A 26,840-nucleotide genomic window follows, 5' to 3' on the forward strand; every position below is an offset into this window, starting at 1 on the left:
GAGCGGCCCGCGCGTTACTGGGCCGCGGGGGCCGCTGCCTGCGACGCGCCGTGCTTGTGTCCGCCGCGATGGCCGCCGGCATCCGATGCGCCCGACGCGCCTTTCGGCTTGTCGGCCGGGATCGAGATCTTCGCGCCTTCGCGCAGGCGGTCGGAGCCGTCGGTCACCACGCGCTCGCCGACCGACACGCCGCTGACGATGCTCGTGCGTTCGCCGTCGACCGGGCCGATCGTGACCTTGCGCACGGTCACCGTGTTGTCGGGTTTCACGACGTAGACGAACTGGCCGATCGAGCCGGTCAGCACGGCCGAGGTCGGCACGATCGTCGCGTTGCGCAGCACGTCGACGAGCAGGCGCGTGTTCACGAACTGATTCGGGAACAGCATGCCTTCCTTGTTATCGAAGTTCGCGCGCAGCTTGACCGTGCCCGTGCTCGTGTCGATCTGGTTGTCGAGCGTCGCGAGCGAGCCCGTCTCGAGCGGCACCGTGTTGTTGCGGTTGTACGCGGTGACCGACAGTTTCTGGCCCGCGTTCACCTGCTTGAGGATCTGCGGCAGGTTGTCTTCCGACGTCGTGAAGATCACGCTCATTGGCTGCAGCTGCGTGATCACGACGAGGCCGTTGGTATCGCCCGGCGTCACGTAGTTGCCGGGGTCGACCTGGCGCAGGCCGACGCGGCCCGACACCGGCGCGGTGATGCGCGCATACGTGAGGTTCAGCTTCGCGGAATCGATCGCGGCCTGGTCGGTCTTCACCGCGCCTTCGTATTGCTTGACGAGGGAGGCCTGCGTATCGACGGTCTGCGACGCGATCGAGTCCTGCGACAGCAGCGTCTGGTAGCGCTTCAGGTCGAGGCGGGCGGTTGCGAGCAGCGCCGAGTCGCGCGCGTGCGTGCCTTCGGCGTTCTCGAGCGCGACCTGGTACGGGCGCGGGTCGATCTGCGCGAGCAGGTCGCCCTTCTTGACGATCTGGCCTTCCTGGAACGCGACCGACTGCAGGTAGCCGGACAACTGGGTCTTGACCGTCACGTTCGCGAGCGGCGTGACGGTGCCGAGCGCGGACAGCACGATCGGCATTTCGCCCTGGGTCGCGGTCGCGACCTGCACGGGCTGCGGAACGTTCGCCATCGCGGCGGGGCCGCCACGGCCGCGCTTTGCGCCGCCGGCGCTGGCCGCCGTGCCTTGCGCCGTGCTGCCGGCCGCCGGCGTGCGGTTCCACGGATGCCACCAGAGCAGGCCGCCGATGACGACGACCGCGAGTGCGCCGGCCATCAGCGTGCGGCGCGGGCGCCGCGCGGCGGGGGACGCGGGGTCTTTCGAAGGAGGCGTGGGCTTTTGTTCGTTATCCATCGTGATCTGTCAGGAAGACGGCGCGGCGGGCCGGAAATCGGACTGCTGGGCTGCGCGTGGGCAAGCGGTGCCGGGGAGGGGGCGCCCGGCTCGGTCCGGGCCCCCGCCGGTGTGCGCGGGAAAAGAGCGGTGCGCACCGCGAGTGCGGCGCGACGATGGGCATGATCCTACGTCCCGTCCCCGTTACAGTCCAGTGGTCTATCTTTCAACGGGTTACGGTCGTTACAGAACGCGACAGTGCGATGACGAAACGCTTACACGCCGATGCGACGGGCCGGTGCGCCGCCGATCTCGCGGGTGATTTTCGCGATGCATTCGTGCAGCGCGGGCACCACGTGTTCGTGCAGCCATTCGGGCGGGCACTGGTGCGATGCGCCACCGCAATTCACCGAATAGCGCTGGCCCGACGGGCCGACGAAACCGGCCGCGACGGCATTCAGGCCCTCGCGCCATTCGCCGATCGCGATCGCGTGGCCGTCGCGCATCGCATCGTCCAGCGCGGGGGTCAGGCGGGCGGACACATGCGGCCAGTCGTCGCCCGCCGTGGTGCGCAGCGACTCGAGCAGCAGGCGGCGTTCGTCGTCCTCGAGTGCGGCGAGATACGCGCGGCCGACCGCGGTGCGCGCGATGTCCATCCGCGAGCCGATCTCGAGGCGCGTGACGAGCACGGCCGAGCGTGGACGGATCACGTCGATCGCGACCATGTCGAGCCGGTCGCGCACCGCGAGGTGCACGGACAGCGACGTGCGTTCGGCCAGCTCGATCATGAACGGCCGCGAACGCGCGCGGATGTCGAAGTTGCGCAGGAAGCCGTGGCTCAGTTCGAGCACTGACGCGGTGAGCACGAAGCGCTCGCTGTCGGGCAACTGGAACAGGAAGCCGGCGCTGACGAGCGTCGCGGTGATGCGCGAGACGGTCGGCTTCGGGATGCCGGTCAGTTCGGTCAGCTCGCGGTTGCTGACGGGCGCGTCGGCCGCCGCGATGCGGCGCAGCACGGCGAGGCCGCGGGCGAGGGCGGTGATCTCGTCGGGCGACGATTCACGGTCCCGCGACGCGGGAGGGGTTACAGTTGTCGACACGAGGGATTCTCTCTAATTCCGAAACTCGATTTCAATTTTGTTGGTATTGTAGGACTATTGTCAAAGGATGCATGTTCTGCGGGCGAACCGGTCATCGGATGAGATTTTACGGGTTCACCCTTGGTTTATTAGGAAAACGCTCAAATGAGCGTTGCCAGAAAGTGCATGAACCGGTGCAAATACCGCTTGACTTGTCGGGCGGAAACGGAAAGAATGTCTCACGTTTTCGAAACATCGTTTCAAGAGTTTAACCGGCAACGATGTTTCGCGCAGTCTCTCAGGTTCTAGCACGGCCCTCGGAATGGCTAGAACTTTTTTAGCGCCACGGTCTCCGTGGCGCTTTTTTTTGCCCGTTTTCCGGCAACCGCCCGGTTTGCCGCGATCGAAGATCCGCTTCGTTGCAGCGGGGCCGGCACCGCTTGCCGCGTCCTGCACGATCCACCGCCACCCCCGCGATTTTAATTAATTTCTGCTATCGGGAAAATTCCGGCAATACGTCGACGGTCGTCGTGCGCGTTGCATCGGACAAATCCTGGGCCACGACGCGTCTGCCCGAATGTCGCACGTCCCCTTCGTGCGGAGCATGTCGCCCCTTCGCGTGCCGGAGCCCCCCTATGCAAAAGTAGGGGGGTGACCCATCCCGGCCAGCCGCGCACCTCTGCAGAATCCAGATACGGGCCGATGCGAAGACTTCGTCGGCCCGCGTCCGCAGCACAGCATGACGTCCAGCCCGTATCGCTGGTTGACCCCTTGGATGGAGGTCATATGTTCCGTACCCGCGCGTGTTGCAGCAGTGTGGCGGCACTGTTGCTCCTGATGTGCGCCGTTCCCTCGTTCGCCCAGTCGTTCCGGGTCCAGTGCCCGTTCACCACGCCGTCGCACCCGACCGCGCTGGCGCCCGGTGTCGGCGAACCCGCTTACACGAAGCCGACCTATACCGGCCAGAATTCCACGTCGACCGGCGCGGTGAACGGCGCGATCAAGTGCCAGCAGATCTCGGGCGGCGACGGCTACGCCACGATGGCCAACGGCGTGCAGACCTATCTGTTCGCGTTCGGCCCGCTGTCCGGGCTCGCGGACATCAAGGCCGGGCTGCCCGGCACGGAGCTCGCGTCGGTGTTCAACACCGTCGGCGACCCCAGGACGGACCCGACCTACAACGGCGCGGTCGGTCTCGCGCCCGATCCGGATGCCGGCGGCGCGCTGACCGGCCACGTCGATCCGCGCCCGATCATGGACATCGGCGTGATGAACGGCAACCAGCCCGCGCCGATGATGGCGATCGACGAGGACGACGAGTTCTTCCTCACGCTCACGAACGTCGGGATGATCATGCGCCCCGACCTGTTCGAGAAGCACACGGTGCACTTCCACGGCTATCCGAACGCGTCGTCGTTCTATGACGGCGTGCCGGACGCGTCGGTCGCGATCAATATCGGCGCGAGCTTCACGTACTACTATCTCGCGCCGGATGCGGGTACCTATTTCTGGCACTGCCACATCACGCCGCCGGAGCACCTGCAGATGGGCATGGTCGGCCAGATCTACGTGCGGCCGCGCCAGGACCGGGTGCCGAAGGGCGTGTCGCTGTACGACGCGCTGATGACGCAGCAGTCGGACCTGCGCACGCGCTGCGGCAACGACATTCTGTGCTCGACGCCGCTGCCGCCGCAGAACAACGGCCTCGTGCGGGCGGCCAACGTCAACATTCCGCCGACCACGCCGGAGACGCTGTCGCTCTACGCATACAACGACGGCGACGGCTCGACCGCGTACGACGTCGAGTATCCGATCCAGATCCATGGCTTCGATCCGAACTTCCACTTCGTCGGCATGACGTTCAATCCCGAACCGTTCACCGACATGAAGGACAAGTTCTTCCTGCTGAACGGCCGCAGCTATCCGGACACGGTGACCCAAGGCGCGATGTCGACGCCCGCGTCCGACAGTGCGATGCATCCGTCGCAACCGCTGCCGACGCTGGTCAACATTCCGGCCGGCGGCCGCGCGCTGTTGCGGATCTCGGATCTCGACGTGACCGAATACCAGACGCTGGCGTCGCTCGGCATCCCGATGCACGTGATCGCGCTGAATGCCCGCATGTTGCGCGACATGGCCGGCAACAACATGGCCTACGACACGAACTCGATCACGCTCGGAGGCGGCGAGTCGCTCGACCTGATTCTCGACGCCAGCGACAAGACGAAGTACCACTCGGGCCAGATTTTCTACCTGTACACGCCGAACCTCGATCACCTGTCGAACGATCAGGAGAACTTCGGCGGCCTGATGACCGAGGTCCACATCTGCAGCGCCGTGGATCCGGTCACGAAGCATTGCACTCTTTGATGACCAGGGGCCGCCCGCATCATCGGGCGGGCCCCCGGCCGGGAAGTCCTGCCCTGAGGAGAAAAGCCGTGGGACACATCACTCATCATGCGTGGACCGCGACGCTCGCCCGTCTCGGACGGCTCGCACGCGTCGGTGTCGCGACGCTCGCCGCGTTGCTGTCGGTGCACGCGCACGCCGCCGCGCCGGGCATCACCGGCAAGGTCTTCAACCTCACGGCCCAGGAAGCGCGCATCACCCAGCCGGACGGCACGAGCGTCTATTCGTGGGGCTACGGCTGCGCGGCGACCAGCGCGACGCCGCTCGTCTTCTCGCCGTCGACGATCACCGGCGCGACCTGTCCGACGATGCAGATCCCCGGTCCGACGCTGATCGTCAGGCAGGGCGACGTCATCACCGTGACACTCACCAACAACCTGCCGGCGGCAGCCGGCAACACGTCGATGCTGTTTCCCGGCTTCGTCGTGTGCACGGGCACCCTGAGCCCGGACGGCAAGACCTGCACCGGCACCTCCGGCGTTGCCGGGCTGCTCGCGCAGGAGGCGCAGCACGGCGCGACGGTCACCTACACGTTCGTCGCGGCGACGCCGGGCACGCATGCGTACTACAGCGGCACGCAGGGCGATCTGCAGATCGAGATGGGGATGTACGGCGCGATCATCGTGCTGCCGAATACGGCGGTCAACACGGCGGGCTGCATGGCGCTGCCGGATTCGGGCCGGCCGTTCGGCCAGCGCGATTTCCGCAACGCGGCGGCGGCATTCGACAACAGCGCCGCGTGCTATGACCGTGAGTATCTTTTTCAGTTCTCCGAAATGGATCCGCGCATCCATCAGCAGGCGGAGCAGCAGGTCGCGGCGAATACGTCGTGCACCAGGCCGACCGGCTGCATGACGGTCGAGACCGAGCCTTATCACCCGGCCTATTTCATGGTCAACGGCCGCTCGATGCCGGACGATATGGATCCGAACTACGCGCCGCAGTACCCGCACCAGCCGTACAACGGCAACCCGCACATGCATCCGGGCGAACTGGTGCTGCTGCGGATCATCGGCACCGGCCGCTGGCAGCATCCGTTCCACGAGCACGGCAACCACGTGCGCGTGCTGGCGCGCGACGGCAACCTGTTGCTCAGCCCGGTCGACCCGAGCCATCCGGCGAACCCGCGGCTGCCGGCCGGCCCGCTGCTGTTCACGACCACCACGACGCCGGGCGCGACGATGGACGGGATTTTCTACTGGACCGGCAAGGGCCTGAACTGGGACGTCTACGCGCACTACCCGGGCGACGGCTCCGTCTGCGTGCCCGACGCGAACGGCTACTACACGACGGCGTCGAACCCGCCGGCGCCGCGCAACGCGCCGAACTACTACGAGTGGTGCCAGGACCACGGCAAGGCGCTCGAGAAGGCGCCGTTCGGCAAGGTCGCCAGCGGCGGGCCGGTCACGTTGCCGGACTCGAACATCCTGACGAACGGCTTCTGGTATGGCGGCAGTCCCTATCTCGGGCCGGACGCGACCGTGCGTGCGACGGCGCCGACCGGCACGTCGCCACCCAGCAACACGATCCTGAACCCGCCGGCGACGGAAGCAGGCTTCGCGTTCATGTGGCACTCGCATAACGAGCGCGAGATCACGACGAACAACATCTTCCCGGGCGGAATGATGATGATGATGCTCGTTGATCCTCCGGTATTTCCGATCGACGAATCCAATTAGGGGTGGGGAGAAAGACGATGAGATCCACCAAGCTCACGGCGACGCTCCTTGATCTGTTCAAGGCGGGGGTCGCGGCATCCATCTTGCTGACGGCAGGCGAAGCCTGTTTCGCGCAAGCGGTCGTCAATCTGACGGCGAAAGCGTCCACGGCGTTGATGCCGGACGGGCAGGCCGTGCCGATGTGGGGCTACAGCTGCACGCCGGCTGCCGTGGCGACGGTGCCGGCCGCGAATGCGACCTGCGCGGCGGCGAATCCGGCCGCCGGCGCGAACTGGTCGCCGGTGGTCGTCACCGTGCCGGCCGGGCAGCTGCAGATCAACCTGACGAACAACCTGCCTGCGCCCGTGCCGACCTCGCTCGTCATCGTCGGCCAGCTGGGCGGCGGTCTGGGCGACAAGCCGACGACCACGCCGAGCCCGGTCCATCCGACGCAGACCGCCACGACCTGGCCGATCGTCACGGCGACCTCGACCGCGCCGATGGCGTCGTTCGTGCCGCCCGCGCAAGGGCCGCGCGTCCAGTCGTTCGGGACCGAGGTGGCGGCATCGACCGATCCGAAATCGCACACGACGCTCACCTGGACCAATCTCAAGCCCGGCACCTACCTGCTCGAGTCGGGCACGCACCCGTCGATCCAGGGGCCGATGGGCCTCTACGGGGTGTTGGTGGTGAAGAGCCCGAGCGTCCCCAGCTCGACGTGCGCATCGACGAAACAGGCCTATCCGAATTCGGTGTCCTGCTATGACGCCGACGTGCCGCTCGTGATGAGCGAGATCGATCCGGTGCAGAACGCTGCTGTTGCCGCGGCAGTCGCGACCAAGGGCTTCAGCGAAACCGCCGCGTGGTCGGGGCAGCCCGGCGGATGCGGCGACTCGAAGTCGGTCACGTTCGGCACCTGCTATCCGCCGGTGGTGAACTACGATCCGCGCTACTACCTGATCAACGGCGTGGCCTTCGATCGCACCAACCCGAACGCGTCGGCTTTCCCGCCGAGCGCGATGGTGCCGCCGTCGACCGGGCAGGTGCTCGTGCGCCTGGTGAACGCCGGGCTGCGCATGCACGTTCCGGCCGTGGTCGGCGCGCAAACGGGCAATCCGTCCGTTCCGGGCTTCACGCTGATCGCCGAGGACGGCAACGTGATTCCCGGCGCCGCGCGCATCCAGAACGCCGTGTTCATGGCGGCCGGCAAGAGCTACGACGTGATGCTGAACGCGCCGGCCGCCGGTGCGATGCCGGTATACGACCGCGAGTTGAGCCTGTCGACCAACAACATGCGCGATGGCGGGATGCAAGGCTACATCGCGGTCAACAACGCCCAACCGTCGGCGACTGCCGGCATCGGCGAAACGCCGACCGCCGCGGGTGCGAACTATTACTTCGTGCCGGGCACGACGCTTGCCGTGTCGGATCCGGCCAAGGGCGTGATCGCGAGCGACTCCGGCGTGTACGGCGTGAAGGTCAAGACGCCGCCCGCGAGCGGCACGCTCACGTTGAACACCGACGGTACGTTCACGTATCTATCGAGTAGCAGTGCGAACGACAGTTTCGTCTATCAGTCGACCAACGGCACGCCGCCGGTGACGGCGAAGGTGACGTTGACCGCCTGCACCACGAGCAACAAGTGCCTGTCGGTCCCGACGGCCGGCAATGCGAGTTTCGCGAGCAACATCGCGTCGCAGATCCAGGTCGGCGCACCGGGCGTGCTCGCCAGCGCGAACGATCCGGCCGGGTTGCCGCTCACCGCGCAAATCGTCGCGTCGAGCGCGACGAACGGCACCGTGACGCTGAATCCGGACGGCTCGTTTACCGCGGTGCCGTCGACGCCGCGGGTCGGCAACGGCGCGGCCGCGCAGACGATGACGTTCCAGTACAAGGTCACCAATACGCAGATGCAGACGAGCGCGAATGCAGGGACGGTGACCGTGACCTTCAATCCCGGCAGCGGGCTGGTCGTGAACGTGATGGACGCGCCGAGCATGGCGCCGGATGCGACCGCGCCGAACAAGGCGGTCAAGCTCACCGACTATCGCTGGATCATCGAGGAAGACCGCACGATGCAGATCGATCCGGCCTGCCAGGTGAATTCCGCGACGGGGCGGCCGGCGAACTGCCCGCCGCTGCCGGTCCCGAGCCTCGGCACGAACTTCCACACGAGCTACATGCCGGTGGTGGCGTCGGGCTGCGTCGGCACCGTCGCATGCGAATCCGGCCAGACCGTGTACGACCCGGTGTCCAACACGCACGTGGCGACCGTATGCGACGTCGGCAACGGCGTGTGCCGCACGGGCCCGAACGTCTCGCAACAGGCGCCGGTCGATCCGAAGTACGTGGCGCTCGATCCGACCAAGCATTACTACATCTCGATCCTGCCGGGCGATGCCGGTAACACGTTCACGAACGGCGGCGGCGTGTCGCCGGACGGCAAGCGGCCATTCAGCATCGCGCTCGACTGCCCGTCGGGCCCGAGCGGCGCGGATTTCGCGCCGGGCACCGGCAAGTGCGGCCACAGCATGGGCGGCGCGCCGATTGCGCCCGCGCAGGTCGCGGCGGCGAAGGCCGGACAGACCGGTGCGGGACAGGCCGGGCAGCTCAACGTGCTGTTGACGGAAACGCCGTACCAGACCGCGAAGCTGTCGGTGTTCGTGTTCGAGGACGATGCGCCGCTGAACGGCGAAGTGGACGTCAGCGGCGGGTCCGACGGATTCGGCACCGCACGCGAGCCGGGGCTCGGCGGATTCGAGATCAAGCTCTGGGACGATGCGGGCGGCACCGGCGACCCGACCGGACAGATGACCTACGACATGTTCAACATGCCGCTGTCGAATTCGCTGCAAGGCACCGTCGATCCGCTCACCGGGCTCAATGCGTGCCCGATCTCGACGGCGACCGACGGCCTGGTCGGCATGATTCCGACCTGCCCGAAATACGAATCGGACGGCAAGACGCTGTCGCCGCTCGTCGGCCAGGCCATCATCGCCAACCTGATGCCGGGCCGCTACGGCGTGATCGCGACACCGGCTGCCGACCGGATCGGCCGCGGCGAGGAGTGGCTGCAGACCAACACGCTCGACGGACAGAAGGCGCACGACGCGTTCATCAAGGTCGGCGGCCCCGCGTACTTCCAGGAGTTCGGGCCGGCCGGCTATCACGTGTCGATCGGCTTCGCGAATCCGAAGATCATCAACGCGCGCAGGACCAACGCGGCCAAGACCGGGATATGCGACACCGGTCCGTGCCCGAACACGCTCACGGGCCGCGTGACGAACCTGCACTACAGCCGCCCGCCGAACGAGAACCTGTACAGCAGCGGTTCGCGCGACTCGCTGGCGTTCTCGCAATGCTATGTGAGCGTCGGCGATCCGGACAGCGAGGACTACGGCTTCACCAAATGCGACAGCCAGGGCCGGTTCACGATCAGCGGCTTGCCGAGCGGCACGACCCGCATCACCGTGTTCGATCAATGGAACGACCAGATCGTCGACGGGCTGGCCAAGGCGGTCCAGTTGCCCGCGGCCAACGGAAGCACGACGGTCGACGTCGGCGACCTGTCCGTGCTGCAGTGGCATACGAACCTCTATACGCGGACCTTCATCGACCTGCACGGCGACGGCGTCTCGCATCCTGACGACCCCGGCATCGCGCTGGCATCGGTCAACATGCGGTTCCGCGACGGCAGCTTCTCGAACTTCAACGCGACCGACGGCAATGGTTACGCGCCGTTCAACGAAGTGTTTCCGCTGTTCAACTGGTATGTGGTCGACGACGACCTGACGCGCTTCAAGTCGACCGGCACGCACGTGGTGTACGATGCGGGCGGTCCGGTGGACGGCACCGGCGCTGCCGGCAGCGGGCACTCGACGGTGGCCGCGTACTTCGCGAACACGGCCGAAACCGTGCCGCTGCCGTCGAACCTGCATGTGCCGGGCGCCCGGTATTGCGCGGACGCGGACTGCGCGTCGACCGGCAGCGGCTCGACCGGGCGGGTCGATCCGCCCTGGACGGGCACGGAGGCATGGCAGGGCTTCTCCGGCCAGAACTCGTTCATCGAGTACGGCAAGACGCCGTTCGCGAAGGGCGAGAACGGCGGGATACGCGGCGAGGTGATCTACGCGTCGACGCGGCCGTTCGACGATCCGACGCTGCTGATCCACACGAAGTGGACCCCCGACGTGCCGAACGTCACGGTCAACCTGTACCAGGAGGGCACGGCCACGGACGGCACGACCAACCTGACGCTGGTGGACACGACCAAGACGGCGAGCTGGGACGACTGGGCGCAGGGCTTCCGCGCGGACGGCGTGACGCCGAACATGAACTGCCCGGGCCAGGATCCGAACGACCCGTTCTACTTCACGCTGAAGAACAGCACCAACTGGCTCGATCCGCAACATCGCCAGCTGCCCGCGAACGCACAGTACAAGTGCTACGACGGCATGCACGCGTTCAACCAGATCCAGCCGGCGCCGTATGACGGGATGTACAAGTTCCCGAGCGTGACCGCGACGGATGCGAACGGCAAGCCGGTCGCGTCGAACTGCACGATCTGCGTCGGGAAGAACCCCGTCGACGGCACGCCGATGCTGCCGGCCGGCAAATACGTGGTCGAGATCATCGTGCCGCCGGGCTACGAACTGGTGAAGGAGGAAGACAAGAACATCCTGATCGGCGACAACTACATCGCTCCGGTGACGCAGCAGTTCGCCGGCATCGGCGCGGTCTTCATCCTGCCCGACCAGGCCGCGGTGAACTCGACGTACAACAAGAACAACCCGCAGAACCCGACCACGAACCTCGGTTCGACGCCCCATGCCGAAGGCGACACCGGCAGCGTCGAGCGGTTCTGGCCGTGCGTCGGCGAGCTGCGCATCGTGCCGGACTACATGAGCCTGTTCCCGGGATCGAAGGAAGTCGCGCCGTTCGCGGGTGCATCGCGGCATCTGTGCGATCGCAAGGAGGTGATGCTGACCGACGAGGAATCGGTGCTCGCGAAGTTCTGGATTTTCAGCTCGACGCACGTCGCGGCGCACTACACGGGCTTCATGCTCGACGACTTCTCGTCGGAGTTCGACCCGTATTCGCCGCAGTTCGGCGAGAAGTTCGCCGTGCCGAACGTGCCGATCTCGTTCAAGGATTTCTCCGGCAACGAAACCTCGCGCACCTATACGGACCAATGGGGCATCTACAACGGGCTGACGTTCTCGACCTGGGAAGTGAACCCCCCGAACCCGACCGGGTATGCGCCGACGATGATGGTCGCGTGCATGAACGATCCGGGCCCGATCCCCGATCCGCAGCACCCCGGCAAGACGATTGCCGACCCGCTGTACAACCCGGCATACAGCCAGTTCTGTTACGAGATTCCGTTCATGCCCGGACAGACGCAGTACATGGATACGCCGGTGGTGCCGGTGCAGTCCTTCGCGGACGGCTATAACCAGCCCGACTGCGCGTATCCGGATGCGACGCCGGCGATCTCGAGCGTGACCGGCGATGCGATCGGCGCCGGCGCGGGCCCGTGGGTCAGCGCGCCCGGCAAGCAACTGACGATCAACGCGCTGGGCGACCAGCAGGTGGTGAACCACGCGTATACCGGACCGAGCCAGACCACGGCGCCGTTCAACCAGAAGTTCATCACGCGCCACTACGGCTTCGGCGCGACGCAGGGCACCGGCTCGGTCACGATCGCGGGCGTCAATGCGACGGTCGTGTCGTGGAGCGACTCGAAGATCGTGGTGCTTGCGCCCGACCTGAGCCTTCCGTCGCTCCCGTCGCTGAAGGTGCCGTCGACCTGCACGATCCAGCAGATGGGCGCACCCGCGACGCAGTGCGGCGAGCTCGTGATCACGGCCGGCAACGGCAAGCGGTCGATCGATGCGGTCACGGTGACGATCGGCGGCAAGGCGCCGACCTACGTGAGCGGCGAGAACGGCGCGAGCAATGCGCTCCAGACGGCGATCAACAATGCGAGCGCGGGCGACATGATCGTCGTCGGTCCGGGCACGTACAACGAGATGCTGGTGATGTGGAAGCCGGTGCGGCTGCAAGGCGTGGGCGCAGCGTCGGTGACGATCAATGCGAATACGCATCCGTCCGGCAAGCTCGATCCGTGGCGCAGGCTCATCGCGTGCCTGTTCGGCACGTCGCTGAACGGCGGGGTGATTTCGGCCACGTACGACCCGACGAAGCCGATCTCGTCGACCAACAACCCGTACGATCCGTCAGGCACCTACCAGTGCCCGGTGCAGATGCAGGGGCACGTGGATCCGATTCCGTTCGAGCCGACCGTCGGCTGGGACAGCAATCAGAACGGCAATCTGGGCGAGCTGCTGATCGAGCCGTCGCTGCTGGGCGCGTATGAAGGCGCGGGCATCACGGTGCTGGCCAAGGGGGTGCAGCCGAGCACGAACTGCACCGCGAACGGCATCTGCACGATGCTCACGGCGCACGACTGCACGACGGACCCGAACAACCCGAACTACGGCAACTTCCTGTGCAACCCGTCGCGCATCGACGGGGTCACGGTCACCAACAGCTCGCAGGGCGGCGGCGGGATCTTCCTGCACGGCTGGAACCATTACACGGAGGTATCGAACAACCGCGTGACCGGGAATGCCGGCACGCTGTCGGGCGGCATCACGGTCGGCCAGGTGGAAGTGCCGGACGGCAACATCGCCGCGGATGGCGTGACGCAGTTGCCGTTCATGTACAACACGTTCGTCAACGTTCACCACAACGCCGTCACGGCAAACGCGTCGTATGGCGACGAGATCAACTCGACCACGCCATCTTCGGCCGGCGGCGTGACGCTGTGCTCGGGCGCCGACTACTACCGCTTCAACTACAACTGGGTCTGCGGCAACATGAGCAGCGGTGACGGCGGCGGCGTCTCGCACTTCGGGTTCAGCTACAACGGCGACCTGTCGCACAACGTGGTGTTGTTCAACCAGAGCAACAACCCGACGTTGCCGACGTACGGCGGCGGGATCATCGCGCAGGGGGTGCCGCCCGACGGCACGTTCTGCGAGAACTCGACCGTCGACGTCGATTGCGCGCCGCAGCTGTCCGACGGCATCGGCCCGAATCTCGTGATCGACGGCAACCTGATCATGGGCAACACGGCGGAAAGCGGGAAGGGCGGCGGGCTGCGGCTGCAGAACGTCAACGGCACGGACGTGCAACGCAATCTCGGCAATCCGAACAACTGGTACCAGGTGCGCGTGATCAACAACATCATCGCGAACAACGTGGCCGGCTGGTCGGGCGGCGGCGTGTCGCTGCAGGATGCGGTGCGCGTCAGCTTCATCAACAACACGGTGATCGCGAACGATGCGACGGCGTCGGCGGGCGTGCTCTTCAATACGCCGGCCGCGTCGCAGTCGAACGTGGCGCCGCCGGGATGCACGAGCAGCACGACCAGTGCGGACTCGACCTGCACGAGTTTCATCGAGACATCGACGCAGCAGCCGGCAGGACTGGAGACGACGACGCATACGCAGAACCTGATGGCGGCGTTCGTTCCGCCCGCGGGCTTCACGGGGCAAGTCACCTGTCCCGCGAACGCGCCGAACTGCACGAAGTTCTCGAATCCGGTGCTGAGCAACAACCTGTTCTGGCAAAACCGCTCGTTCTATATCTCGGTGAGTGCGCAGCCGAACCCGAACATACCCGGCGTGCAGAACGCGGTCACGCTGAACCCGGTCCTCAACCAGAAGGGGCAATCGACAGGCTTTTGCGTGACGGGCGGCGCGACTCCGCCGTTCTACTGGGACATCGGCGCGTACGGCGACACCGGGCCGGCCAATCACCAGTCCGGGCTGACCATGAACCCGCAGTACTCGATCATGACCAGCACGGCCGGCTACGCCGCGACCAACAAGGCAGCGGACCCGCAGACGACCAGCCAGTACTGCAACGGCTCGCGGGTGCCGCCGGAAGCCGGCGGGAACGGCTTTGCCGTACCGCCCGGGATCGCCGACGCGGTGTTGCCGAACCCGTTGTTCGGGCTGATGCCGTCGGCCACGCCCGATGAAGGCAACCAGTGGATCAACATGTCGTACGGGCCGCTGTCGCTGTCCAACGAGGCGCTCCAGCCGGGCAGTGCCGGCTACAACGTGATGATGGGCAACTACTCGATCAAGGGCACGTCGCCGGCGATCGGGGCAGCCACCGCGAACGGCGCGCCGAATCACGACATCTTCGGCACGCCGCGGCCGCAAGCCAACGGCTACGACATCGGCGCGGTCGAGTACGTCGCGCCTGGCCTGCTCGGCGGCCTGCTCGGCGGCGGTACGCCGATCGACCCGCTCGCATTGGGGAGCCAGCCGACCGGCCTGGCCGCGCTGATCCCCGGAGGCGGCGGAATTCCGGGCGGCGGTGGCATCCCGGGTGTCGGCGGTATTCCGGGCGGCGGTGGCATCCCGGGCGGCGGTGGAATCCCGGGTGTCGGTGGCATCCCGGGCGGCGGCGGCATCCCTGGCGGTGGTGGCATCCCGGGCGGCGGCGGCATCCCGGGCGGCGGTGGAATTCCGGGTGTCGGTGGCATCCCGGGCGGTGGTGGAATTCCGGGCGGTGGAGGCATCCCGGGCATCGGCGGCATCCCGGGGATCGGCGGAATCCCGGCCATCTTCAGCCGTAACGTGCCGCTGCCGCCGATCAAGGCGCCGGCGCTGCGGCGGCCGCTGGCAGGGGCGCGGCTGGCTCCGCCGGTGACCCGGCCGCTGCCGGCCGGCGCGTTGGCGCAGTCTCCGGCGCTGGCGCGGCCGCAATCGGCTGCGCTGCTGCAGGCCCCGGCCCGGACGCCGCCGCGTGCCCGCACGCAGACGCCTGGGCAGTCGCCGGCGCAGACACGCGCGCAGCCGTCCGTGCGGCTTCCGGCGCCGACCCCGGCGCAGGCGCTACCCGCGCCGCTCACGGGAGCGATGCAATGAAACGGGCGGCCGTCCGTGCGGCATCGATGCTGCTCGCGGGCGCTGCCTGCCTCGCCGCGGTCCGGCCTCAGCCGGCCGCGGCCGGGCAGGATGCGCCGGCCGGACCCGCGGCCATCCGGCACTCGCCGTACCTGCCGGTGAGCCTGCCGCGGCAGGCGAAGGCCTATTACCAGATGGCGAAGGGCATCGACAACTTGCACGTGCGCAGCACCGCGTCCGGCAACCTGATCCGTTTCAGCTACCGCGTGACCGATCCCGACAAGGCGCGGCTGCTCGGCGACACGAAAGCGACCGTCTATCTGTACGGCGAAACGAGCCACGCAATGCTCGTGATTCCGGTGATGGACCAGATCGGCGCGCTGCGGCAGACCGGTCAGCTCGAGACCGGACGCGAATACTGGATGGTGTTTTCCAACAAGGGAGGGCCGATCAAGCGCGGCGAACGGGTCAGCATCCTGATCGATTCGCTGCACATCGACGGGCTGGTGGTCGAGTAATCACATACATGCGCATGCCGCCGCGCATCGGCAACGGGCGGCCTGCATGCGGGGAGAGCAGTCATGAACCGGTTTCTTTTCAAGTCGATTTCGGCGGCGTGTGCCGCCGGCTTGTTGACTTGCGGCCAGGTCGCATCCGCGGCCTCGGCGGCGGGGAATGCGCAGGAGGCGTCGGCGTCGCACATGGATGCGGCGCAGATCGCCGAGCGCAATGCGGCGGCCCGTGGCGGGCTGCAGGCGTGGCGGGCGGTGTCGTCGATCAGGATGACGGGGCAGCTCGATGCGGGCGGCACGAAGAACGTCAGGCTGCCGTTCACGCTGACGTTGAAGCGCCCGCGCAAGAGCCGGCTCGAAATCCAGTTCGAGCAGCAAACGGCGCTGCAGGTGTACGACGGCTCGCAGGGCTGGCTGGTCCGGCCGTACCTCGGCCGCAACGACGTCGAGCCGTATACGCCGGCGCAACTCAAGTCCGCCGCGTCATCGGCCGAACTCGACGGGCCGCTGATCGACTACGCGGCCAAGGGCACCACGATCCAGGCGCTCGGCACGGAGCAGGTGGAAGGGCATCGCGCGTATGTGCTGAAGCTGACGTCGAAGGAGGGCGCGACGCGCCGCCTGTGGGTCGACGCGTCGAGCTTTCTCGAACTGAAGATCGACGGCGAGCCGCGCGTGCTGGACGGCAAGACGCACAGCGTCGCCGTGTTCTATCGCGACTACCGGAAGGAGAACGGCCTCGTCATGCCGCACACGCTCGAGACCGTCGTGAGCGGCGTCAAGGGCGCGCACCGGATCACGATCGAGCATGTCGCGCTCAACGAGCCGGCCGACGACGGGATGTTCGGCAAGCCGCCGCTCACCTTCGCGAAGGCGCCGAGTCACCCGGCCGAGACCCGGACGAGGTGACCACCATGGGACGGATCGGATCGTGGGTGCTCGCCGGCTGCGCGATGGCGGCCGTGTGCGGGTGCGAGCAATTGCCGGGGCAGGGCCTCGGCGTGGACCAGATCGTCGAGAAGAACATCGCGGCGAGAGGCGGGCTCGACGCGTGGCGCAAGGTCCAGACGATGGTCTGGTCGGGCCATGTGGACAGCCCGAACGCGCCCGTGCGCAACATGCCGTTCGTCCTGGCGATGAAGCGCCCGAACAAGACGCGCTTCGAGATCACCGTGCTCAACCAGAAGGCCGTGCGCGTGTTCGATGGCCGCGAAGGCTGGAAACAGGCCGCGAGCGGCAGCGCCGGCGTGCGGCCGTATACCCCGGGCGAGCTGCTGTCCGCGCGCGACGAGCAGGTGATCGACGGCCCGCTGTTCGACCACGATGCGAAGGGCATCGGCGTGACGCTGGAGGGCGTCGACCCGATCGGCGGGCACGATGCATACCGCCTGGCGGTGAAGTTGCCGTCCGGCGCGGTCCGGCATGTGTGGATCGACGGGCGGAGCTTCCTGGACGTGAAGGCCGACCGCCAGGTGCGCGGGCCGAGCGGCCCGCTCACGGTGGAGGTGAACTACGGCAACTTCAAGCTCATCGACGGCCTGCAAATTCCGCTCAGGATCGAGAGCGGAACGGCAGCCGCGCCGACCAAGGACACGCTGATCATCGACAAGGTGTCGCTGAATCCGCCGCTCGACGATGCGCTCTTCGGCCGGCCCGTATCGCCGGGCGGACGCCGTGCGGCGTCGATCGATGCGCGCGTGTCGGCGGCCCCGCCGGGCGTGGCCCGGCCGACGGTACGGCCATGAACGGCATCCGGGGGCGAGCGCGCGCCCTCGCGGCGGCGTGGCCGCCGGTCTCGCGCGGGCGGCTGGCGCGGTGGGCGGTGCTGGCCGCGCTGTGCGCAAGCGCGGGCCACGCGATCGGCGGCGAGCCGGCGGCGCCCGTCGTGCCCGCGGACGCGGGAGAAGCCCTCTTCCAGCGGGGCATCCTCGGTTCCGGTGCGCCGCTCGAAGCGGTGCATCAGGACGGCGTGCGCCTGCAAGGCGCCGCTGCCGCCTGCGTCAATTGCCATCGGCGCAGCGGGCTGGGCTCGAAGGAGGGCAACACCACCATCCCGCCGATCACGTGGCGCTACCTGGTGCATCCGCGCGCGCAGACCGCCGAGGATCTCGACATCCCGTACGTTCCGGGCATGCGCACCGATCGCGAGCCGTACACGGAAGAGCGGCTCGCGCGCGCCGTGCGCGACGGAATCGACCCGGAGGGCAGGCCGCTCGGCAGACTGATGCCGCAATATGCGCTCGGCGACGCCGACATGGCCGCGCTGACCGGCTATCTGCAGCGTCTCGATCGCCGCCCGCCGTCGGGCGTGACGGACACGGTGCTGCATTTCGCGACGATCGTCACGCCGGACGCGGACCCGGTGAAGCGGGCGGGCATGCTCGACGTCCTGCAGCACTACTTCGCGGACAAGAACGCGTTTCCGTTCGGCACGACGCCGCCGCTGCGTTCCACGCGAAAAATGATGTTCATGGTCAATCGCCGCTGGGAACTGCACGTGTGGGAACTGAACGGGCCGCCGGACACGTGGCGCGCGCAGTTGACGCAGTTTCTCGCCCGACAGCCGGTGCTGGCCGTGGTGTCGGGGCTCGGCGGCAGGAACTGGGCGCCCGTTCACGACTTCTGCGAGGCGCAGGCCGTGCCCTGCCTCTTTCCGAACGTCGAGGTGCCGGTCGAAGCCGATCACGATTTCTATTCGGTGTACTTCTCGCGCGGCGTGCTGCTCGAGTCGGACCTGATCGCGAAGCGCGTGCTGGACGAAGTCGGCGCGCGGCCGGTGAAGACGGTCAGGCAAGTCTATCGCGCGGGCGACAACGGCGAGCGCGGCGCACAGGCGCTCGCCGACGCGCTGAAGGCGCGCGGCATCGCGGTGTCGAATCATGCGCTCGCACCGCACGACGGCGTCGCGCGCGCGTTGCGCGGGATGCCGCGCGACGATGTGCTCGTGCTGTGGCTGAGGCCGCCCGATCTCGCGGCGCTCGAGCATGTGCCGCCGACGGTGGACACCGTGTTCATGTCGGGGCTGCTCGGCGGGCTCGACAGCACGCCGCTGCCGACGAGCTGGCGCGCCGTCACACGTGTTGCCTATCCGTTCGACTTGCCCGAAGGGCGGCGCGTGCGCGTCGACTACGCGTTCGGCTGGTTCACGATCCGGAAGATTCCGATGGTCGCGCCGCAGGTGCAGGCGGATACCTATCTCGCGTGCGGCCTGCTCGCCGAGACGCTGAGCCACATGGTCGACGCGTTCGTGCGCGAGTATCTCGTCGAGCGCATCCAGGACATGCTCGAACGCCGCATCCTGACCGGCTACTACCCGCGCCTGACACTCGCGACCGGGCAGCGCTTCGCGTCGAAGGGCGGCTATATCGTCCGGTTCGCCGGGCCGGACCGCACGAAGATCGCCGCCGACGGAGACTGGATCGTTCCCTGAGCCGTCGCGCGCCTTCGGATGGAGTAGGAAACAGGCTGCGTATGGAGGGAGTCGCCCCATGTCGGTTTCGATGCGCGCATCGCACACTGAAGACATCGTGCGACATGGCGATGTCGCGCCGGAGCATCGCGGCATACGATGCGGGGAGGGAAACCGTCATGACTACGTTCCTGGCCGGCCATGATGTTCGACATCGCCGGGCACGTCGCGGCTGGCTGGCCGCGCTCGCGGTGCTCGCGTTGCTGCAATTGCCGGTCGCGCACGCGTTGCCGATCTTCGCGCGCCAGACCGGGCAGAGCTGCGTCGCGTGCCATGCCGGCGGACAGTTTCCGGAACTCACGCCGTACGGGCGCGAGTTCAAGCTGAACGGCTACACGTTCGGCGAACGCACGATTCCGCTTGCCGCGATGGCGATCGGCGACCTGAGCAAGACGCGCTACAACAGCGATTCCAGCGGCGCGCCGATCAACCCCAAGGACGGCCTGCCGATCTTCGACTTCGCGAGCGTGTTCCTCGCCGGGAAGATCACCGACCATCTCGGCGGCTTCGCGCAGTTCACCTACATCGCCCACGATCATCAGGACGGGGACGGGCGATGGAAAGGCCACTGGACGTCCGACAATACCGACTTCCGCTTCGTCGACCGGATCATGTCGTCGGCGAACGACCTGATCGTCGGCCTGACGGTGCACAACAACCCGACCGTGCAGGACGTATTCAACACCGCGCCGGCATGGGGTTACCCGTACATTTCGTCGACCATCAGCCCGGTGGCGAAGATCCCGAACCTGCCCGTGCTCGAAAGCGGGTCGCTCGCGACTCAGGCGGTCGGCACCGGCGCCTACCTGTACTGGAACAGCCTGCTGTACGCGGAGCTGACCACCTACAGCACCGCGGACGGCATCTGGTCGTTCCTGAGCCACGGGAACAACGAAGGGAATCCGAATCACCCGCAGATCTATCTGCGCGGCTACAACCCGTATGCGCGCATCGCGCTGACCCACGATTGGGGCCCGCATAGCGTGATGGTCGGCGCATTCGGCTTCAGCGTCGACGTCTACCCGAACGACGCGAACAATTTCCCGATTTTCGGGACCGGCGTCACGCGTTTTCGCGACTATGGTCTCGACGCGCAATACGAATACCTGCTCGAGCCGCACACGATCACCGCGCAGGCGCGCTACGTGAGGGAGAACATTCACGATCCGAACAATTTCATCGTGAGCGACAACACGTCCGCGAACCTGAATTCGCTGCGGCTCAAGGCGTCGTACGTCTACCAGGCCAAGTACGGCGTCAGCCTGTCGTTCTTCAACACGACGGGCACCGCGGACAGTACCGCCTATGCGGCGAGTGCGAACTTCCATCCGAATACGCAGGGCTGGACGCCGGAAATATTCTGGATGCCGGATCAACACGTGCGCGTCGGCATCCAGTACACGCACTTCACCAAGTACCTCGGCGCGACGACCAACTACGACGGCAACGGACGCAATGCGAGGGACAACGATACGTTGTTCGTCTATCTATGGCTCGCTTCGTTCTGACATTCGGCGGGGCGGCGGATATTACGGCAGGGAGAGCGCTGACATGAACAAGGTGACCCATTTCGCTTGGCTTGCGCTGGTGCTGGCGGCATCGGGTTGTCACGACCTGGAGCGGTCGCGGGAAGTCGATAATCCGGCCGTATCGGGCAGGACCATCGCGCTGCAGGTGTGCTCGAACTGCCACGGCGCGACCGGCGTGTCGGTGTCGCCGATGTTTCCGAAGCTCGCCGGACAGCGCAAGGAATACCTCGTCGACCAGTTGACCGACTTCAAGCATCACGCGCGTGCCGATCCGAATGCGAAGCGCTACATGTGGGGATTCACGCATCTCACCGATGCGCAGATCGACGAGATCGCCGACTATTTTTCGGGCCAGCCGCCGGTCCTCGGCGCGTCCGACGATCACGCGCTGCTCGATGCGGGCAAGGCGATCTTCGTGTCGGGGTTGCCCGACAAGGGCGTGTCGGCGTGTGTCGGGTGTCATGGCCAGCATGGCGAGGGCATGAGCCGGTTCCCGCGGCTCGCCGGCCAGCACGCGGACTACGTGCTGAAGCAACTGAGGGTGTTCCGGGAAACCGATTCGCGGCCGCGCGGCGCTGTCATGAAGTCGGTGTGCGCGAACATGACCGAGCAGGACATGCGTGCCGTCGCGGCGTACGTCGAGGCGTTTCCGCTGGAAGCCGACGCACCGGCGAGCCCGGCGGCCGAGCAATGAACACGCGCCGCTGAATCGGCGTCGCGTGCGGCGGGTGCCGCGCAGCGGACAGACGAACGGCGACGGCGGCGACCATTTGGGTGTCTCGTCTTCCCCGGGGCGGGGCACCTTCTTTTAAAACGGGCAGTTCCACTCCGGTGAAGCACATGAAGGCCATTCAATCCCCACGCGGCGGCATGGCGTCCGTCGCCGCGTCGCTGCAGCGGCGACTTCGTGCGCCGGCCGCGATGCGCTCGCGCGAGCCGGATCACGACCGTGCGTTCCTCGCGCGCCTGTCGGTCATCGACTGGCTGTTCGCCCTGGCGCTCGTGGTGGGCGCGGCCCATGCGCTCGTGCACTACAACGCGCACATGGATGACTACGACAAGGCGGTGATGATCGGCACCGTGCCGGCGCTCATCGCGCTCGGCTGGCGCTGGAAGCCCGCGCGACTGATGATGGCGTCGATCGCCGTGCTGGCGCTGCTGTCGATCCAGATCTACCAGGGCGATCTCGCGCGCGCCGATTCGGCGTTCTTCCTCAAATACTTCCTGTCGAGCCAGTCGGCGATCCTGTGGATGAGCGCGCTGTTCGTGCTCGCGACGATCTTCTACTGGATCGGCTTGCTCGCGCGCTCGGAGTCGGGCTCCGCGATCGGCCAGAAGCTTACGTGGGTCGCCGTGCTGATGGGCTTCACCGGCCTGATGGTGCGCTGGTACGAGTCCTACCTGATCGGTTCGGACGTCGGGCACATTCCGGTATCGAACCTGTATGAAGTGTTCGTGCTGTTCAGCCTGATCACCGCGCTGCTCTATCTGTATTACGAAGGCCACTACGGCACGCGCGCGCTCGGCGCGTTCGTGCTGCTGGTGATCAGCGCGGCCGTGGGCTTCCTGATGTGGTACTCGGTCGCGCGTGACGCGCAGCAGATCCAGCCGCTCGTGCCGGCGCTGCAAAGCTGGTGGATGAAGATCCACGTGCCGGCGAACTTCATCGGCTACGGCAGCTTCGCGCTGTCGGCGATGGTGTCGGTCGCGTACCTGATGAAGGAGCGCGGCGTGCTCGCCGATCGCCTGCCGACGCTCGACGTGCTTCACGACGTGATGTACAAGTCGATCGCGGTCGGTTTCGCGTTCTTCACGATCGCGACGATCCTCGGCGCGCTGTGGGCCGCCGAAGCATGGGGCGGCTACTGGAGCTGGGACCCGAAGGAAACCTGGGCGCTGATCGTTTGGCTCAACTACGCGGCGTGGCTGCACATGCGCCTGATGAAGGGCCTGCGCGGCACGGTGGCCGCATGGTGGGCGCTGACGGGCCTGCTCGTGACGACCTTCGCGTTCCTCGGCGTCAACATGTTCCTGTCCGGGCTGCACAGCTACGGGCGGCTCTGAGGCGCGCGCGGCGGCGCCTACCGTGTTCTACCCATGCAGTTTGGCGAGCATTACCACTACAAGCCGGATGCGCGCCGAGCCAGAATGGTTCAAGGGCGTATCGCCGCATTGCGCGGTGACGTAGGAGGAGCCATGAGACGCGTCTATTTCCTGTTGCCGACGACGCAATGCGCGCAGTCGGTCGTCGGCGAGCTGCTGTCGCTGCGAGTCGAGTGGCGACATATCCATTGCCTCGCGAATCACGCCGTGATGCGCGACGGGTTGCCGGAGGCGACGCTCGCGCAGCGCAGCGACCTGCTGCCGTCGCTCGCGCGCGGCACCGCCGTCGGCTTCGGGACCGGCATGCTGCTCGGGCTGCTCCTGCTGGCGTTCCCGCCCGATGGCTTGCGGATCGGCGGCGGCGTCGTCGTGGCGATCACGCTGTTCGGCGCGGCCTTCGGCGCATGGGTGTCGACGATGATCGGCGTCGACGTGCCGAGCACGCGCCTGAAGCGCTTCGAGGACGGCATCGAGCACGGCGAATTGCTGATGATGATCGACGTTCCGACCGACCGCGTTCACGAGATCGAAGACGCGATCAAGCTTCACCACACGGATGCGCACCTGCAAGGCGAAGATCCGACCATCCCGGCGTTTCCCTGATCGCCACTCGACCCGCCGGCCGGTGTCGCGCCGGCCGACGCCGGCGTTTCAACTCGCGGCGAGCAGCCGTTTGTAGCGCGCCAGGACGCGCGGCACGTACTCGCGCGTCTGCGGCATCGACGGAATGCGATAGCCTGCCCGAATCACGGCGTTCTCCCCGGCATTGTAGGCAGCGAGCGTGAGCTCGACGTTCTCCTTGAACAGGTCGAGCAGGAAGCGCAGATACCGCGCGCCGGTCAGCACGTTGTCGCGCGGATCGAACATGTCGACGCCGGCGAAGCGCCGCGCCGTTTCCGGCATCAATTGCATGAGCCCGAGCGCGCCTTTGTCCGAGACTGCCTTCGGGTTGTATCCCGATTCGACGTCGATCACCGCGCGAAGGAGTTCGGGCGGAATATTGAACGACCGGCTTGCCTCGGCGATGACGTCCGCCAACGACGACGCGATCGCCGCTTTCGGCGCGGCGCGCTTCGCTTCCGCTGCGCTCGGCCTTTCGGCGGCGACGATCACTTTCAGATTGGCCGTGCCGGGCTCGTTGGTCAGGACGATGGCGCCGTTGCTCGTCACCGTGCCGAAGATCTGCGCGTGCGCGGTGCACGACCACACCGAGCCGAATCCCGCGCATGCGGCAACGAGCGCTGTTCCCAATACGGATGAAGGGCGGCTGTGCATCTTTCTGGCCTCCTGCATCTGCATTGTCGTTGCGGGTACATCGGATCGGCAATGGGGCGACCTCCTACACTTCGATACCGCCAGCGACACGCCGCGCGGCGATGCAGAACTGTTACAAAAGAAATCGCCGGTAATCTCCGGTCCGCGGGCGAAGTTGACGATTCTTACGCGGAACAGTTGGTTTCTGCTCAATGCGCGCGCCGTTGCGGAATGATTTGTTTCCTGCGCGCAGGAAACGATCGGGTAGTCCCGCCATCCGTAGTCCTACTGATGGGACGCACGGAATCAATTCGATTCAGCCCTGAAACATTCCGGCCCGTGCGCCACGTTTCGGCGAGGGCGTGTCCGTCGCGGACGCGCGCGCGCGGCGCGCTGGCCCGAACCTTGCACGGAGCACAAGTGTGACCTGTTGGTCGCGAGACAGGTCGCCAGACCGGACAAGGCAACAAGAACACATCCGGCACCGTGCAAACGAGGCGTCGAGATCCGACGTGGTGCAAGCGCGGAAAACTTGGGGGAAGCCGTGAATACAAAATGTCGCGTGATGATTGCGGAAGATCATGATCTTCTGCGAAACGGGCTACGGTCGATGCTTTCCGCGCAAGGCGACTACGAAGTCGTCGGCGAAGCGCGCGACGGCAAGGAAGCGTGCCATCTGGCCATGACGCTCGCGCCGGACCTGATCCTGATGGATCTGTCGATGCGCGGGATGAACGGTATCGATGCGAGTGCGACGATCAAGCGGCGTGTACCGACGATCCGCATCGTCGTGCTCACCGTGCACCAGAACGAGGAGTACGTGCGCGAGGCGCTGCGTGCCGGCGTCGAAGGCTACGTGCTCAAGGACGTTTCGTTTGACGAATTGCTGCTCGCGATGCGCATGGTCATGCAGGGAAAGCGGCACCTGAGCGCGGATGTGTACGGCTACATGGTCGACTCGTTCGTGACCGGCCGCGAAACGCCCGCGCCCAAAAAGGCGTGGGACATCCTGACCGCGCGCGAACGCAGCGTGTTGAAGCTGATCGCGGAAGGGCGCACGAACCGGCAGGTCGGCCTGTACCTGAGCCTGAGCCCGAAGACGATCGAGAAGTACCGGGCGAGCATGATGCACAAGCTCCATCTCGCGAATCTGACGGAACTGGTGCTCGTCGCGATGAACATGGGTCTGTTGACCACGCTCGCGGCGAAATGCGCGGAAACGGATGTGGCCGACGTGCCGGCCCGGCCGGTCGACGACGACGTGCAGGTGCCCGACGCCGTCGCGCGGCTGGACGACTATCCCGCTGGCGGCGCGAAGCGCTGAGCGTCGCCGGTATCAGAGCGGCCAGGTTGCCGAGACGCGCGTGCCCGTCGTGGCGGACGACTGGATCCCGAACGTGCCGCCGTGCGACTCGATGCGGTGCTGCATGCCGATCAGCCCGAGCCCCGCTGCGCGTGCGTCGTCCGTCGCAAGCGGATGGCGCTCGTAGCCGACGCCGTTGTCGTCGATCGTCAGCCGCAGCCCACCGGCATCGTGTTGCAGGCCGAGCATGATTTCGGTGGCCTGCGCATGCTTGACGACGTTGTGCAGCGCCTCCTGCGCGACCCGGAACATGTCCGCTTTCAGATGCTCGGGAATCTCGTCGTCGTCGACGTCGCAATTGAACTCGACCGACAGCGGGCTCGCGTCACGCTCGATGCGGTGGCACAGCGACGCGAGCGCGGCCGGCAGCCCGAGCCTGTCGAGCATCGGCGGCTTCAGTTCGCCGCAGATCTGGCGCACTTCGCCGATCGTTTCGCGAATCCGCAGCACGGCGACGTCGAGCAGCGCCGTCGCGTCGGCGATCTCGCCGCGACGAAGCCGCATGAGCGCGTCCTCATTCATCAGCTTGATGAGCGTCAGCGCCTGGCCGAGCCCGTCGTGCAATTCCGCGGCGAGCCGATGCCGCTCCTTCTGCTGGCCCATCAGCAGATACGTGTGGCACGCATGCACGCCCGCATCGTTGGCCGCGTCGCCGCGTCGTGCGGGCTCGGGCATCGGCGATTCCTCGAACAGCGTCAGCCACAGCCGGGTGCCGGGCAGTGCCTGCCGATAGATGACGAATTGCGCGGGATGGCCGCTTCGCCCGCCGAGCATCGCCGTGAACGAATGATGCTCGAGCGCGGCGCTCGCGGAGAGTGCGTCCGCGAGCCCGACGTGGGCGTCGTCGGGCGCCAGGTCGCGCAGCGGCCGGCCGACGAGTTCGGCGCCGCTGTATCCGAACAGCGCGACGGTGCTGCGATTGACCGATACGAACGCGCCGTCGTCGGCGAGAATGGCGAGCGCCGCGCCCCGTGCGTCGGTGACGATGGCGCGGCGGCGATCGTCGTGACGAAGCGCACTGCGCAGCTTGCGCATCGCGTCGATCAGATCGAGCAGCCGGATCCTTGGTCCTTCGGGCTGGCGTTCAGTCATGGTGGCTCCCGAGGCGCGTCTTCAGGAAAACGTAAGGTTTCGACCATTCTAGGACGTGACCGAGGCGGGCCGCAACATGGGGATTGCGCGCGTTCGTCATAGGGAAACGCCTGCCGC

Annotated in this window: 16 protein-coding genes; 12 read left to right on the plus strand and 4 right to left on the minus strand. The window is 66.7% G+C overall.

Going from position 1 to position 26,840, the window contains the following annotated elements; genetic code table 11:
- Positions 1–14: 14 nt before the first annotated feature.
- Both CFB47_RS06255 and CFB47_RS06260 read right to left on the minus strand, forming a co-directional pair.
- Complete coding sequence (locus tag CFB47_RS06255; RefSeq protein ID WP_089460658.1) at positions 15–1,349, minus strand: MdtA/MuxA family multidrug efflux RND transporter periplasmic adaptor subunit; 1,335 nt, start codon at positions 1,347–1,349, stop codon at positions 15–17.
- A 254-nt stretch (positions 1,350–1,603) separates the two neighbouring features.
- Positions 1,604–2,428, minus strand: a complete 825-nt coding sequence (locus CFB47_RS06260) for an IclR family transcriptional regulator (protein ID WP_089460659.1) — start codon at positions 2,426–2,428, stop codon at positions 1,604–1,606.
- Positions 2,429–3,193: 765 nt separating this feature from the next.
- On the opposite strand from CFB47_RS06260, the gene CFB47_RS06265 reads away from it, so the two are divergent.
- The 11 genes from CFB47_RS06265 to CFB47_RS06320 all read left to right on the plus strand — a co-directional run bounded on the left by CFB47_RS06265 (position 3,194) and on the right by CFB47_RS06320 (position 23,617).
- Entirely contained in the window at positions 3,194–4,777 is a 1,584-nt protein-coding gene (locus CFB47_RS06265) for a multicopper oxidase domain-containing protein (protein ID WP_089460660.1), read from the plus strand.
- 68 nt (positions 4,778–4,845) lie between these two features.
- The gene (locus CFB47_RS06270; protein ID WP_089460661.1) at positions 4,846–6,495 is read left to right on the plus strand and encodes a multicopper oxidase domain-containing protein; all 1,650 of its coding nucleotides are present in this window, start codon (positions 4,846–4,848) and stop codon (positions 6,493–6,495) included.
- A 17-nt stretch (positions 6,496–6,512) separates the two neighbouring features.
- The gene (locus CFB47_RS06275) at positions 6,513–15,422 is read left to right on the plus strand and encodes a choice-of-anchor Q domain-containing protein (RefSeq protein ID WP_256946649.1); all 8,910 of its coding nucleotides are present in this window, start codon (positions 6,513–6,515) and stop codon (positions 15,420–15,422) included.
- On the plus strand, positions 15,419–15,919 hold the full coding sequence (locus CFB47_RS06285) for a hypothetical protein (RefSeq protein ID WP_089455877.1): 501 nt from the start codon (positions 15,419–15,421) through the stop codon (positions 15,917–15,919). The genes CFB47_RS06275 and CFB47_RS06285 overlap by 4 nt, the downstream gene beginning before the upstream one ends.
- 63 nt (positions 15,920–15,982) lie before the next feature.
- Entirely contained in the window at positions 15,983–16,822 is an 840-nt protein-coding gene (locus CFB47_RS06290) for an outer membrane lipoprotein-sorting protein (RefSeq protein WP_089439601.1), read from the plus strand.
- A gap of 5 nt (positions 16,823–16,827) precedes the next feature.
- Positions 16,828–17,658 carry a hypothetical protein gene (locus tag CFB47_RS06295; RefSeq protein WP_089460662.1) on the plus strand — a complete coding sequence of 277 codons (831 nt, stop codon included), beginning with the start codon at positions 16,828–16,830 and terminating at the stop codon, positions 17,656–17,658.
- Positions 17,655–19,343: a c-type cytochrome gene (locus CFB47_RS06300; protein ID WP_089460663.1), complete on the plus strand. Its 1,689-nt coding sequence runs from the start codon at positions 17,655–17,657 to the stop codon at positions 19,341–19,343. The genes CFB47_RS06295 and CFB47_RS06300 overlap by 4 nt, the downstream gene beginning before the upstream one ends.
- Before the next feature lie 158 nt (positions 19,344–19,501).
- Positions 19,502–20,890, plus strand: coding sequence for a cytochrome C (locus CFB47_RS06305; protein ID WP_089461364.1), 1,389 nt, complete (start codon positions 19,502–19,504; stop codon positions 20,888–20,890).
- 43 nt (positions 20,891–20,933) lie between these two features.
- Positions 20,934–21,605 carry a cytochrome c gene (locus CFB47_RS06310; RefSeq protein WP_089439604.1) on the plus strand — a complete coding sequence of 224 codons (672 nt, stop codon included), beginning with the start codon at positions 20,934–20,936 and terminating at the stop codon, positions 21,603–21,605.
- A 227-nt stretch (positions 21,606–21,832) separates the two neighbouring features.
- Positions 21,833–22,975 carry a c-type cytochrome biogenesis protein CcsB gene (gene ccsB / locus CFB47_RS06315; RefSeq protein WP_089461365.1) on the plus strand — a complete coding sequence of 381 codons (1,143 nt, stop codon included), beginning with the start codon at positions 21,833–21,835 and terminating at the stop codon, positions 22,973–22,975.
- 132 nt (positions 22,976–23,107) lie between these two features.
- Entirely contained in the window at positions 23,108–23,617 is a 510-nt protein-coding gene (locus tag CFB47_RS06320; RefSeq protein ID WP_089455880.1) for a DUF1269 domain-containing protein, read from the plus strand.
- Between the two features lie 48 nt (positions 23,618–23,665).
- On the opposite strand, the gene CFB47_RS06325 is transcribed toward CFB47_RS06320, so the two are convergent.
- Positions 23,666–24,289 carry a lytic transglycosylase domain-containing protein gene (locus CFB47_RS06325; RefSeq protein ID WP_089461366.1) on the minus strand — a complete coding sequence of 208 codons (624 nt, stop codon included), beginning with the start codon at positions 24,287–24,289 and terminating at the stop codon, positions 23,666–23,668.
- A 523-nt stretch (positions 24,290–24,812) separates the two neighbouring features.
- On the opposite strand from CFB47_RS06325, the gene CFB47_RS06330 reads away from it, so the two are divergent.
- Positions 24,813–25,592, plus strand: a complete 780-nt coding sequence (locus CFB47_RS06330; RefSeq protein ID WP_089460664.1) for a response regulator transcription factor — start codon at positions 24,813–24,815, stop codon at positions 25,590–25,592.
- A 12-nt stretch (positions 25,593–25,604) separates the two neighbouring features.
- On the opposite strand, the gene CFB47_RS06335 is transcribed toward CFB47_RS06330, so the two are convergent.
- Positions 25,605–26,723, minus strand: coding sequence for a PAS domain-containing sensor histidine kinase (locus CFB47_RS06335; RefSeq protein ID WP_089460665.1), 1,119 nt, complete (start codon positions 26,721–26,723; stop codon positions 25,605–25,607).
- Between the last annotated feature and the right edge of the window lie 117 nt (positions 26,724–26,840).

The sequence above is a fragment of the Burkholderia sp. AU27893 genome, assembly GCF_002223205.1.
GTDB lineage: Bacteria > Pseudomonadota > Gammaproteobacteria > Burkholderiales > Burkholderiaceae > Burkholderia.